This is a genomic window from Ruegeria sp. YTSC106 (assembly GCF_059609765.1).
The window spans coordinates 159,090-172,183 of sequence record NZ_JBXWMI010000008.1; the positions used below are offsets into that span (position 1 = coordinate 159,090).

At 60.6% G+C, this 13,094-nt stretch carries 13 protein-coding genes; all 13 read left to right on the top strand.

Features of this window, described 5'->3' with window-relative positions; all coding sequences use genetic code 11:
• Positions 1-19 precede the first annotated feature (19 nt).
• The 13 genes from AC2FEB_RS13175 (at position 20) to AC2FEB_RS13235 (ending at position 13,091) form a co-directional block, all read left to right on the top strand.
• Entirely contained in the window at positions 20-268 is a 249-nt protein-coding gene (locus tag AC2FEB_RS13175) for a DUF2484 family protein (protein WP_205511894.1), read from the top strand.
• Positions 265-531: a DUF2484 family protein gene (locus AC2FEB_RS13180; RefSeq protein WP_117868335.1), complete on the top strand. Its 267-nt coding sequence runs from the start codon at positions 265-267 to the stop codon at positions 529-531. Before AC2FEB_RS13175 ends, AC2FEB_RS13180 begins: the two co-directional genes overlap by 4 nt.
• Positions 532-555: 24 nt before the next feature.
• Positions 556-849 (top strand): hypothetical protein, encoded by a 294-nt coding sequence (locus AC2FEB_RS13185; protein ID WP_117868336.1) that lies wholly within the window; start codon positions 556-558, stop codon positions 847-849.
• Positions 846-1,772, top strand: coding sequence for a UDP-N-acetylmuramate dehydrogenase (gene murB / locus AC2FEB_RS13190; RefSeq protein WP_117868337.1), 927 nt, complete (start codon positions 846-848; stop codon positions 1,770-1,772). The genes AC2FEB_RS13185 and murB overlap by 4 nt, the downstream gene beginning before the upstream one ends.
• A 102-nt stretch (positions 1,773-1,874) precedes the next feature.
• Positions 1,875-2,798 carry a D-alanine--D-alanine ligase gene (locus AC2FEB_RS13195; protein ID WP_496884103.1) on the top strand — a complete coding sequence of 308 codons (924 nt, stop codon included), beginning with the start codon at positions 1,875-1,877 and terminating at the stop codon, positions 2,796-2,798.
• Positions 2,786-3,793: a cell division protein FtsQ/DivIB gene (locus tag AC2FEB_RS13200; RefSeq protein WP_117868339.1), complete on the top strand. Its 1,008-nt coding sequence runs from the start codon at positions 2,786-2,788 to the stop codon at positions 3,791-3,793. Before AC2FEB_RS13195 ends, AC2FEB_RS13200 begins: the two co-directional genes overlap by 13 nt.
• An 8-nt stretch (positions 3,794-3,801) precedes the next feature.
• The gene (gene ftsA, locus AC2FEB_RS13205) at positions 3,802-5,136 is read left to right on the top strand and encodes a cell division protein FtsA (protein ID WP_117872621.1); all 1,335 of its coding nucleotides are present in this window, start codon (positions 3,802-3,804) and stop codon (positions 5,134-5,136) included.
• A complete protein-coding gene (locus tag AC2FEB_RS13210; protein ID WP_117868340.1) occupies positions 5,123-5,542 on the top strand; it encodes a hypothetical protein in 420 nt (139 codons plus the stop codon). The genes ftsA and AC2FEB_RS13210 overlap by 14 nt, the downstream gene beginning before the upstream one ends.
• 348 nt (positions 5,543-5,890) lie before the next feature.
• Positions 5,891-7,495 carry a cell division protein FtsZ gene (gene ftsZ, locus AC2FEB_RS13215; RefSeq protein ID WP_299638603.1) on the top strand — a complete coding sequence of 535 codons (1,605 nt, stop codon included), beginning with the start codon at positions 5,891-5,893 and terminating at the stop codon, positions 7,493-7,495.
• A gap of 213 nt (positions 7,496-7,708) precedes the next feature.
• Positions 7,709-8,629: a UDP-3-O-acyl-N-acetylglucosamine deacetylase gene (gene lpxC, locus AC2FEB_RS13220; protein ID WP_496675656.1), complete on the top strand. Its 921-nt coding sequence runs from the start codon at positions 7,709-7,711 to the stop codon at positions 8,627-8,629.
• Positions 8,630-8,755: 126 nt separating this feature from the next.
• The gene (locus tag AC2FEB_RS13225) at positions 8,756-9,619 is read left to right on the top strand and encodes an outer membrane protein assembly factor BamD (protein ID WP_117872623.1); all 864 of its coding nucleotides are present in this window, start codon (positions 8,756-8,758) and stop codon (positions 9,617-9,619) included.
• A gap of 36 nt (positions 9,620-9,655) precedes the next feature.
• Positions 9,656-11,305: a DNA repair protein RecN gene (gene recN, locus AC2FEB_RS13230; protein WP_496675659.1), complete on the top strand. Its 1,650-nt coding sequence runs from the start codon at positions 9,656-9,658 to the stop codon at positions 11,303-11,305.
• A gap of 100 nt (positions 11,306-11,405) precedes the next feature.
• Positions 11,406-13,091, top strand: coding sequence for a chloride channel protein (locus AC2FEB_RS13235; RefSeq protein ID WP_496675661.1), 1,686 nt, complete (start codon positions 11,406-11,408; stop codon positions 13,089-13,091).
• Positions 13,092-13,094 lie beyond the last annotated feature (3 nt).

Here is a 13,094-nt window from a genome sequence, read left to right on the forward strand (position 1 = left end):
ATATCCTCGGAGGGGACAAGTGGACTATTCGATGATCCTTGCCGCCCTCTGGGTGATCTGTGCCACGATCGTGGCGTTCTTACCGATGCGCCTGCAGTTCCCGCCGGGTGTGACCCTGCTGATCTGTGCTCCGGTTCTGATCGTCTGGCTGGGTTATGACCACGGTTGGTTCTGGTCCGTTTTTGCCTTTGGCGGTTTCGTTTCGATGTTCCGCAACCCCATCCGGTTCTATTGGCGGAAATGGGTGCGAGGGGAGGTTATGGAGTGAACTGGTCCATCGCCCTTGCCGGTCTGTGGGGCGTTTCCGCGAATCTGCTGGCAATGATCCCCAGCAAAGACAACCACTGGACGCGCGCCTATATCCTGATCGCCGTGGGCATTCCGATTCTGGGGTATGTCACCTATCAAAACGGACCGTGGATCGGCTTGCTGGTGCTGGCCATGGGGATGTCCGTGCTGCGCTGGCCTGTCATTTATCTGACCCGTTGGACAAAGACGAAGATGCAGGGCATGAAGGCGGCTGACGAATAACCGGCCAGTTTCAGGAGGTCCGCCATGGCGTCGGTCGCTACATTTGCCTATCTGCCAATTCTGTCTTTTCTGCTTGGTGCCGCGGCCGGTTTCACCGCGGGCCGCTGGCTGGGCCTGCGCGGCTTGTTATGGCTGATCGGTCTGGCCTCGGCCGTCGGCTTGGCGTTGATCGTCGTGCTGGCCGGAATTGGCACTGGTGAAGAAGAACAGGCGTTCGGCCCGCTGGTCTGGCTGACCGCCGGCGTTCTTCCCTTTCTGTTCGCCACGATCATGGGGGGTGTGGGCGGACGCAGCCTGGCGGTGCGCGTAGACATATGACAACGCTTCCCGCTCCCAAAGGCCGCCTGTCTCGGGCGCGTCCTCTCTCTGACCTCACGTGGCTTCGTGTTGGCGGTCCGGCTGATTACCTGTTCCAGCCTGCCGATGTCGAAGACCTGCAAGCGTTCCTGCGGGAACTGCCCGCAGAAACCCCGATCTTTCCGATCGGTGTCGGTTCGAACCTGATTGTTCGGGATGGGGGTCTACGGGCCGTTGTGGTCCGGTTGGGGCGCGGATTCAATACGATCTCGGTTGACGGCAATACGGTTACGGCAGGGGCTGCGGCGCTGGATGCGCATGTGGCACGCAAGGCGGCGGACGCCGGTGTCGACCTGACCTTTCTGCGCACCATTCCGGGATCCGTCGGCGGTGCGGTGCGCATGAATGCAGGGTGTTATGGCAGTTACACGGCGGATGTGTTGCGTAAGGCCATCATTGTCACCCGGCAAGGGGACCTTGTGGACCTGACACCCGAAGACTTGAATTTTCGCTATCGCCAGACGGACCTGCCGGAAGGTGCAGTGCTGATTTCGGCTGTGTTCGAGGCCCCTTCAGGCAATCCCGAAGATCTCCATACCCGTATGGAGGCGCAGTTGAAAAAACGCGACGAAACCCAGCCCACCAAGGATCGCAGCGCGGGGTCGACCTTTCGCAATCCGGCCGGGTTTTCCTCGACCGGGCAGGCGGATGATGTGCATGATCTCAAGGCGTGGAAGGTGATCGATGACGCGGGCATGCGCGGCGCGACGCTTGGCGGTGCGCAGATGAGCCCGAAACACTCGAATTTCCTGATCAACACCGGCTCGGCCACCGCTGCCGACCTCGAAGGCCTTGGCGAAGAGGTGCGAAAAAAGGTTTACGAAACAAGCGGCATCACGCTAGAGTGGGAAATCATGCGGGTCGGAGATCCGCTGAAAGAATAAAGCCCGGACCGTCAGACCAAAACAGGCAAATTCAGGCGACGGATCAAAGGCATAAACGCAGTACGGACCACCATATAAGGTCCGGGGACATTGAGGCGCACGTTGGGTATGTCGAGCAGGACAAACCCCAAAGTGGCGGTATTGATGGGTGGCCCCTCGGCGGAACGCGAGGTGTCTCTCAGCTCTGGGCGCGAATGCGCAGCCGCCCTTGTGGGAGAAGACTTTGAGGTGGTCGAACTGGACGCAGGTCCCGACCTCTGCGCGCGCCTTGCGAACATCAAGCCAGATGTGGTTTTCAATGCCCTGCACGGCCGCTGGGGTGAAGATGGCTGTGTGCAGGGCCTGCTGGAATGGATGCGCATTCCCTACACACATTCCGGCGTGTTGGCCTCGGCCCTGGCAATGGACAAGCAACGCAGCAAGGTCGTCTATCAGGCCGAAGGTCTGCCTGTCGTTCCAAGTGTGATCGTTCCAAGGCTTGAGGTGATCGAAGCCCACGTGATGGAGCCGCCCTATGTGGCCAAGCCAAACAACGAAGGCTCCAGCGTTGGGATTTACATCGTCCACGAAAATGCCAATGGCCCGCCGCAGCTGTCCGAAGACATGCCCGATCAGATCATGGTCGAGAAATATGTTGCGGGGCGTGAACTGACCGTAACGGTGATGGGCGACCGCGCCCTGACCGTGACCGAGATCATGACCGATGGTGGTTGGTATGACTATGATGCCAAGTACAAACCGGGCGGATCATGGCACGTTCTGCCTGCCGATGTGCCACCGGACATCTTTGATCGCTGCATGGATTACGCCCTGCGCGCGCATGTTGCCTTGGGGTGCAGGGGCGTCAGCCGCACCGATTTCCGCTGGGATGACGGCATGGGCGCCGATGGGCTGTTCCTGCTTGAGACCAACACCCAGCCCGGCATGACGCCGACATCTCTGGCCCCGGAACAGGCCGCCCATCTGGACATGACATTCGGCCAGCTTTGCGCCTGGATGGTGGAGGACGCCTCATGCGACCGCTGACCGCCAGACGCGCGTTGGAAATCCATCGAACCAAACCCGTTGCAGGCCCGGATGCGGATTTTGCATCGGCAGACACTGAACAGCGCGATGGTCAACCGCTTCTGCGTCTGCGTGGCGCGCGGGTGTTTTTCCGCGCGGCCCGTCGCAGCGACCCGGCGCCGTCGCGCCTCAGCTACCGGCTCCAGCGCTGGATGCTGACACCTGGCATTCGCCTTGGTGTCAAGGTCGGCCTGCCGATCTGCGCCATTGCTGCAACTGTCGGCATCTTCTTTGCCTCGCAGGACCGTCGCGACGCACTTGCCGCTTATATCGCCGATGTGCGCACTTCGATTCAGGAGCGCCCCGAATTCATGGTCAACCTGATGGCCATCGATGGGGCGGGAACCGGCCTGTCCGAGGACATCCGCGCAATTGTGCCGCTGGATTTCCCGATCAGTTCCTGGGATCTGGATGTGGAACAGATCCGCGACACGATCACCGGGCTGGACCCGGTAAAATCCGCAACCGTCAGAATCCGCCCCGGAGGCATCCTGCAAGTCAATGTCGTCGAGCGTCAGCCAGTAATTGTCTGGCGAACGCATGGCGGGCTCGAGCTTCTCGATGAGACAGGCGCGCATGTCAAGGAAGCCACTTCTCGCAAGGACCACGCTGATCTGCCGCTGATCGCGGGGGCGGGCGCCAGCGATCATGTGGGTGAAGCGCTGGAGCTTCTTCAGACCTCGCGCAGCCTGGGCAATCGCGTGCGCGGTCTGGTGCGCGTGGGAGAGCGGCGCTGGGATCTGGTGCTGGACCGTGGTCAGCGCATCATGCTGCCGACCGAACGTCCTGTGCGCGCGCTGGAACGCGTGCTTGCCGTGAACGAGGTGCAGGACCTTCTGGAACGTGACGTGGCCGTGGTCGACATGCGCCTCGGGCAGCGTCCAACCATCCGAATGACCAAAGCCGCCAGCGACGACTGGTGGAACACAAAAGTGACAGTGAGTAACGGGCAGTAACGACCATGATGACCGATCTTTATCAGTCCCAACGCGCCATGCGTCAGATGCGGCGGCAGGCTTTGCAACGCGGTGTGATTGCGATTCTGGATGTGGGCAGTTCGAAAATCGCCTGCCTAGTGCTGCGCTTTGACGGAACTGGTCGGCTGAGCGAGGACAACACCATCGGCTCCATGGCGGGTCAGACGGGCTTTCGTGTCATCGGCGCCGCGACCACCCGGTCGCGGGGTGTCCAGTTCGGCGAAGTTACCGCCATGCAGGAAACCGAACGTGCCATCCGAACCGCGCTTCAGGCCGCACAGAAGATGGCCGATATCCGCGTCGACCATGTGATCGCATGTTTCTCGGGCGCGAACCCGCGCTCTTACGGGTTGGATGCACAAGTCGACCTAGACGGTCAGATCGTGACCGAGGCCGAAGTGGGTCGCGTTCTGAACGCCTGCGACGTGCCGGATTATGGCGACGGGCGCGAAGTGCTGCACGCTCAACCGGTGAATTTCGCGCTCGACAACCGCTCGGGCCTGATCGACCCGCGCGGGCAGATGGGCCAGAGCCTTGCAGTCGACATGCATATGCTGACCGTGGATTCGACAGCGATCCAGAATATCGTGCGCTGTATCAAGCGCTGCGATCTTGAACTCGCAGGTATTGCCAACTCGGCCTATGTTTCGGGCATCTCGGCGCTGGTTGAAGACGAGCAGGAACTGGGCGCGGCCTGTATCGACATGGGTGGCGGCACCACGAGCGTATCGATCTTCATGAAGAAGCACATGATTTATGCCGATTGCGTGCGCATGGGTGGCGATCACGTGACCGCCGATATCTCGATGGGTCTGGGTGTGCCTGCCGCCGTGGCGGAACGGATAAAGACATTCAATGGTGGCGTTCATGCCACCGGGGCCGACGACAGGGATATGATTGATATCGGTGGTGACACCGGTGACTGGGAACACGACCGCCGCACCGTCAGCCGTGCCGAGCTGATCGGTATCATGCGCCCGCGTGTCGAGGAAATTCTTGAAGAGGTTCGCGTGCGGCTGGACGCCGCCGGGTTTGAACACATGCCAAGCCAGCAGATCGTGCTGACCGGCGGTGGCAGCCAGATCATGGGGCTGGACGGGCTTGCCACCCGCATTCTGGGCCAGCGCGTGCGCCTGGGCCGCCCCTTGCGCGTGCATGGCCTGCCGCAGTCAGCCACCGGGCCCGGGTTCTCGTCCGCTGTCGGCCTCAGTCTGTTTGCGGCCCATCCTCAGGACGAATGGTGGGATTTTGAAATCCCGGTCGACACCTACGCCGCGCGCCCGTTCAAGCGCGCCGTGCGGTGGTTCCGTGACAATTGGTAAGCACCTGCGCGGGTGTGCACTGGGCGCGGCCTTGCTGCCCGGCGCGGTCTCGGCCCAGACCATAATTACGCCCGAGGCGTTTCTAGATGCGGCTGTCGGCAAAACCCTCACGTTCTACGAAATTCGCAGCGGCGGTCTGGTCGGAACAGAACAGTTCCTGAACCGAAGTGTCTCGGTCTGGCGCGAAGAGGGGCAGGGCTGTGTCTACGGGCAGATCACAACGCCTAACGGTCAGATATGCTTTCTTTACGACAATGACCCGGACGGCATTCCGGTCTGTTGGTGGCCATTTTTGCACGAAGGCCGGCTGATGGTGCGACTTGCCTCTTTCGCCGAGGGGGAAATACAGGAAGTGCGCACCATGACCGAGCGCGGCCTGAACTGCCCAGGTGCTCCGCTCAGCTAAAGAAACCGGTTGCAGCAATTCAATTTATCCCTCAAGATATCCTCAAGGCCCGGCAGAGGCCTCGCGGCAGGACCTGAGCAGTTTTCCGCAATGTAAATGACAATGGATCAGAGCGCGATGAACGAATGAGTCCTCGCGTTCATGTCGGTTGTCTTGTGATGGTCGCCGTTGTTTCCGCTATATCTGGCATGTCCTGCGAAATGCCGCCGGTTTCTGCCTTATTTCCTCCATATTTTGTGGGAAAACGCGATTTTTGACGTGACCTTTTGGCATCAGGCCGCTAGAATCGGACAAGGATAGGTAAGAAAAACACCGCTTTGGCGGGACATAAATACAGGCGGACAGAGCATGACATTGAATCTTTCGATGCCCGGGCACGACGAACTGAAGCCTCGGATTACAGTATTTGGCGTTGGCGGTGCAGGCGGGAACGCTGTCAATAACATGATTGAGAAACAGTTGGACGGCGTTGATTTTGTGGTCGCCAACACCGACGCGCAGGCGCTGCAACAAAGTCAGTCCTCGGCACGTGTGCAATTGGGTGTTAAAGTCACCGAAGGTCTGGGGGCAGGGGCCCGCCCGACCGTAGGTGCAGCCGCCGCCGAAGAAAGCATCGAACAGATCGTTGACCACCTTGCCGGCGCGCATATGTGCTTCATCACCGCTGGTATGGGCGGCGGTACCGGCACGGGCGCTGCTCCGATCATTGCGCAGGCCGCTCGTGAGCTGGGTGTTCTGACCGTCGGTGTTGTCACCAAGCCCTTCCAGTTCGAAGGCGCCAAGCGGATGCGTCAGGCCGAAGACGGCGTAGAGGCATTGCAGCAGGTTGTCGACACGCTGATCATCATCCCGAACCAGAACCTGTTCCGTCTGGCCAATGAAAAGACCACCTTCACCGAGGCGTTTTCGATGGCCGATGACGTTCTGTATCAGGGCGTCAAGGGTGTGACCGACCTGATGGTGCGCCCTGGCCTGATCAACCTCGACTTTGCGGACGTTCGTGCGGTGATGGACGAGATGGGCAAGGCAATGATGGGCACCGGCGAAGCAACCGGCGAAGACCGCGCCGTCCAGGCGGCGGAAAAGGCCATTGCAAACCCGCTGCTGGACGAAATCAGCCTCAAGGGTGCCAAGGGCGTGCTGATCAACATCACCGGTTCACACGACCTGACCCTGTTCGAGCTCGACGAAGCCGCCAACCGCATCCGCGAGGAAGTGGACCCAGAGGCCAATATCATCGTCGGCTCGACGCTGGATACGGCCATGGAGGGCGGAATGCGTGTATCGGTTGTTGCAACCGGTATCGACGCCAGCGAAAAAACGACGGAAGTCCCTGTGGCTCGCCGCTCGATGTCAGAACCACTGACCCGCACGGTTTCGGCCGAAGATCATTTTCAGGAAGAAGCACCGGTTGCTGCAGAGGTGGCAGAGCCTGCCCCGCAGCGGGAAGAAAACCGCGAGCCTTCGCTGTTCGAAACCGCTGAAGAACCGGCGCAACCGCAATTCCAGCCGCGCGACGAGCGTGAAGATGACAGCCTGCCGCCGCCGGCCTACCAGCCGCGTGTTGCCGAATTCGAGCCGCAACCCGAGCATATTGAGCCAGCGCCCGAGGCATTTGTGGCACCGCGCGGACATGCCGCCGGCACCCCGTCGCCCGAAGCACTGCAGCGTTTGCAGGCTGCTGTTCAGAAGGTTCCGTCAGCGCCGCAGCGCCCGGCGGCGCCCCGACAATCCGATCCGGTTTCGCAGTCGGAACCCGAGGAGCGCTCGCGTTTTGGCTTCAATCGTCTGATCGATCGGATGACTGGCCATGCGTCTGATACGCCGGCACAATCGCCCCGGCAGCAACCCGTTTTGCGGCAGTCCGAGGCTACGGCGCCAATTCAGGAAGAGGTTGATCCGGATCAGGAGCGTATCGAAATTCCGGCCTTCCTGCGCCGTCAAGCCAACTGATCGCGGTAACAAAATCCACTCAAGGGGCTGCCATTTGGCGGCCCTTAATCATTTATTAACAGCATCTTGCAGGCATGTAAGCAGGGTTTTGCCGATCTGTCACATACATGTTTCAATCGGTTGCAAAGAGTGAGTTGAGCCTTGACGCGGGCTTCCTTAACTGAGTGTCCAACACAGTCCAAGCAGGCTGGACACCACTCACCGAGGCCCATTTTGCAACATACTCTCAAATCTCCGGTCACGTTTACAGGCGTCGGGCTGCACAGTGGCAAGCCGGCGACCATGGTTCTGAAACCGGCGGCAGCTGGTCACGGGATCTGGTTCAAGCGGACGGATATTCAACTGGGCGATGCGATGATCCCGGCGCTCTACCATGTGGTCGAACGGACCCCGCTTTGTACGCGACTGGTGAATGATGCGGGTGTTTCGGTTTCCACGGTCGAACATATCATGGCTGCTCTGGCTGGTTGTGGCGTGCACAACGCGCTTATCGAGATCGACGGTCCCGAAGTTCCGATCATGGACGGCTCCTCGATTGAATTTGTGCGTGGCATCATGGCCAGGGGCGTGCGCCGTCAGGCCAGCCCGGTATTGGCCTATGAGGTATTGAAGACTGTCACGGCATCACGCGAAGGTGCCAGCGCCAGCATTGCACCCGCTGACGGGCTGATCATCGACTTCCACATCGATTTCGAAGACAGTGCCATCGGCAACCAGAGCAAGACGCTGGACATGCGCAACGGTTCGTTCGCGCGCGAACTCAGCGATTGTCGCACGTTCTGCCGTCGCACAGATGTCGAGGCGATGCGCGAAAACGGGTTGGCTTTGGGTGGCACGCTTGAAAACGCCGTGGTCGTTCAGGGCGTCGAAGTTCTGACACCGGGCGGTTTCCGCCGCGTGGACGAGGCTGTGCGCCACAAGATGCTGGATGCGCTGGGTGATCTCTATCTGGCTGGTGGGCCGATTTTGGGTCACTTCACCGGAAACAAGTCGGGTCATTCGCTGACCAACACATTGCTGCGCAATCTGTTTGAAACGCCGGGTGCGGTGCGCCCGGTACTGTGTACGCCGGAACAGGCCGCGCGCCTGCCGGGGCAGGGGTTGGTCGTGCACGAAATTCCCGAAGTGGCCTGATCAGATCAACTCTGACGACATTTGCGCCAGAAGTCGCATAAGGCGTTTTGCACCGGAATTTTATGTGCTAGACCATGGCTCAAATCGGGGCAAACCCCATTAAGCAAGACGACAAGGATGGGCGGTATGGTTGGCAGCAAAGCGGCAGTCAGATTCGCGGGTGCGATTCTTCTGGCAGCAGTTTTGACGGCATGCGGCAACGGCGGCGGCCTATTTAGTCGCAAGGGCGCGGACCGTGATCAGAACCTGGAAGGGTTTACGCCGGAACAGATATATACCCGTGGTGAATACGAACTGTCGCAGAATCGGTCGGACGATGCGGCGTGGTATTTTTCGGAAGTCGAACGTCTGTATCCGTATTCCGACTGGGCCAAGCGTGCGCTGATCATGCAGGCGTTTTCGTTCCATTCGGACCAGAATTACGAAGAAAGCCGCGCGGCGGCTCAACGCTATATCGACTTCTATCCGACGGATGAAGATGCGGCTTATGCGCAGTATCTGCTGGCACTCAGCTATTATGACCAGATTGACGAAGTCGGGCGGGATCAGGGCCTGACCTTCCAGGCGCTACAATCTTTGCGGACCGTGATCGAGGTTTATCCAGACAGCGAATACGCCACATCTGCGGTTCTGAAATTCGATCTGGCTTTCGACCATCTGGCGGGCAAGGAAATGGAGATCGGGCGCTATTACCTGCGTCAGGATCACTATATCGCAGCCATCAACCGGTTCCGTGTTGTGGTCGAAGACTTTCAGACCACCTCCCATACCGCCGAAGCGTTGTATCGTCTGGTCGAGGCCTATTTGTCGCTTGGCCTGCTGGACGAAGCGCAGACTGCCGGCGCCATTCTTGGCTACAACTACCAATCCACGGAATGGTATGACGATGCGTACAAGCTGTTGACATCTCGCGGGCTTGATCTCAAGAGCCGTGGCAACAATTGGCTTAGCACGGTCTATCGTCAGACCATCAAAGGTGAATGGTTGTAATCGCGATGGCCTCGGGTCCGGGACGCTGAAGACCTTATGCTGCGCGCCCTAGATATCCGCGACATGCTGATCATCGACCGGCTGGAACTCTGCTTTCAGCCGGGCCTGAACGCCTTGACCGGCGAAACCGGTGCGGGCAAATCGATTTTGTTGGATTCACTGGGTTTTGTGCTTGGCTGGCGTGGTCGGGCTGAACTGGTGCGGCAGGGTGCCGCGCAGGGCGAGGTCGTCGCCGAGTTCGAACTTTCTGCCGATCATCCCGCACATGCGGTATTGGCCGAAGCTGGCCTGCCGGGTGGCGAAGAACTGATCCTGCGCCGGGTAAATACTGCCGAGGGGCGCAAGACCGCCTGGGTCAATGATCGCCGGTGCTCGGGTGAGGTGCTGCGGGCGCTGTCCGAGACCCTGATCGAACTGCATGGTCAGCATGATGATCGTGGTTTGTTGAACCCACGTGGTCATCGGGCGATGCTGGACGAATTTGCCCAGGTCTCGGAGCCGCTGTCAAACGTGCGAACGGCCTGGGCCGCGATGTCCCGTACCCGAAGAATGCTGGCCGAGACCGAGGCCGCTCTGGCTGCCGTCCGCAGCGAGGAAGAATTCCTGCGCCACGCGGTCGCCGAGCTTGACCAGCTTGATCCACAACCCGGTGAGGATGCCGAACTGGATTCCCGTCGCCGCATGATGCAAGGGGCCGAGCGGATTCGCGACGATGTTGCGCGTGCTTTTGCCCTGTTGTCCGGGGACGGGGCGGAAGGGGCCATGTCCGACGCCATCCGCTGGCTGGAAGGCGTCTCGGACAACGCGGCCGGCCAGCTGGAAGAACCGATTGCAGCGCTCGGGCGCGCAATGATCGAGTTGGGCGAGGCGCAGGACGGTGTGAATGCCTGCCTTCAGGCGCTGGACTTCAATCCGGCAGAATTGGAACAGGCCGAAGAACGCCTGTTTGCCATCCGTGCGCAGGCCCGAAAGCATGACGTGGCCCCGGATGATCTGGGTTCGTTTGCCGACACACTGCGTGACAGGTTGAACCGGTTGGAGGCAGGAGATGCCGACCTGGCCGACAGACGTGCGGCCGTGGACGCGGCGCAACAGGCCTATGATGCTGCCGCAGCCGAACTAAGCGCCGCGCGCAAGGCCGCCGCCGGGCAGCTTGACGCGGCTGTCATGGCGGAACTGGCCCCGCTCAAGATGGAACGTGCTGTGTTCCAGACCGAAATCACCCCGGCTGAACCCGGCCCCGAGGGCACCGACGCGGTGGCTTTCACCGTGGCCACCAACCCCGGTGCACCGGCGGGGCCGTTGAACAAGATCGCTTCGGGGGGTGAGCTCAGCCGCTTCCTGCTGGCCCTCAAGGTCTGCCTGTCTGGCGACGACAGCGCCCGGACGATGATCTTTGACGAGATTGATCGCGGTGTCGGTGGGGCAACCGCCGACGCGGTCGGACGCAGGCTGGCGTCATTGGCGCAGGGCGGGCAGGTTCTGGTTGTCACACACTCTCCGCAAGTTGCCGCAAGGGCAGCGCATCACTGGCGGGTGCAGAAACAGGTCGCGAATGGGCAAACCCTGTCCACGGTTGTCCCCCTGGCCGAATCGGATCGGGTGGACGAAATCGCCCGCATGGTGGCGGGCGATACCATTACCGAAGAAGCTCGTGCCGCAGCACGGGCTCTGTTGCAGGCCTGATGGGGCGGTGGCGTGATTTGGTGCTCACACTGTCGCTATCTCACTTTTATATGGACGCCCCGTGGCTTACTAAGGGTTAAGTGATGATCCCCGAGGGCCAATGACCCAATCGACCCGCACCGTTCTGCGCAACCAGTTCAATCAGGCTCTGGCCGCGATCAAGGATGCGTGGCGGGTGATGCTGCGCCGGGGGCCAAGCCAGATCCAGTTCTGGTTCATCGCACTGGCCATCGGGATCGCAGCGGGTTTCATGGCGCTCGGCTTCCGCAAGGCCATCCGTGCGTTGCAGGCCTATCTTTACGACACCGATGACATACTGCTGCTGCACAGCCACGCCGAGAAACTGCCTTGGTTCATGGTTCTGATCATTCCCATCATCGGCGGTTTGATCGTCGGCGTGATCCTGAACCGGTTCACCAATGACGGGCGCGTGAGGTCGGTTGCCGATGTGATTGAAGGTTCGGCCATCACTGACGGGCGGGTCGAGGTCAAGGCCGGCATCGCGTCGTTTTTTGCCTCGCTGATCACTCTCAGTTCGGGCGGGTCAACGGGGCGCGAGGGCCCGGTGGTGCATATGGCCGGGGTCATCTCCACATGGGTCAGCAACCGAATTCACGCGGATGGGATCACGGGCCGTGACCTGCTGGGCTGCGCCGTTGCTGCGGCCGTGTCGGCCAGCTTCAACGCCCCCATCGCCGGGGCATTGTTCGCGCTCGAGGTCGTGCTGCGCCATTTCGCCGTTCACGCCTTTGCACCAATCGTCATCGCCTCGGTCGCGGGAACGGTGATCAACCGGCTGGAATATGGCGACGTGACCGAGTTCACTCTCGAGACGCCGGGATCGCTGCAATTTTATGTCGAGCTTCCGGCCTTCCTGATCCTGGGCCTGATCTGCGGATTTGTCGCGTTGCTGCTGATGCGGTCGATCTTCTTTGCCGAGGATATCGGCAGCCATATCCAGAACCGTCTGTCAATTCCGGGCTGGCTGCGCCCTGCGGTGTCCGGGGCGATGCTGGGGCTGATGGCAATCTGGTTTCCGCATATCATCGGCGTTGGGTATGAAACCACGATCCGCGCTTTGACCGGTGATCTGGTGCTGACAACGGCAATCCTGTTTGCGGTGACCAAAACGGTTGCGGTTGCCATCACGATGGGGGGGCGCATGGGTGGCGGTGTTTTCTCGCCTTCTCTGATGGTTGGCGCGCTGACCGGGCTGGCCTTCGGGCTGATCGCGACCGGGTTGTTGCCGGACGTTTCGGGCACGCACACGCTTTATGCCTTTGCCGGTATGGGGGCCGTGGCTGCGGCGGTGCTTGGGGCGCCTATCTCGACCACTCTGATCGTCTTTGAGCTGACCGGCGACTGGCAGATCGGCCTTGCGGTTATGGTCAGTGTGTCAATGTCCACGGCGCTGGCCTCACGCCTGGTGGACCGGTCTTTCTTCCTGACCCAGCTGGAACGACGTGATGTCCACCTGGCCGCGGGACCGCAGGCGTATCTGCTGGCAATGCTCCGTGCCGGGGCAGTGATGCGTCCGCTTGGGGATCAACGGTCGATCACGAAGGAAGAGGCACAGGGGCTGATCGAACAGGGCATGTGCATTCAGGCCAGCGCCACGCTGGAAGCCGCCATGCCTTACTTCGATCGTGACGACATCCCCTGCATTCCGGTTATCATTCTGGAAAAAGACGGATCCGAGACACCCGTTGGCGCGCTCTATTACGTCGACGCTCTCAAGGCATATAACAGGGCGCTTGCGGCAACGGCCGCTGAAGAGCATTCCTGAGTT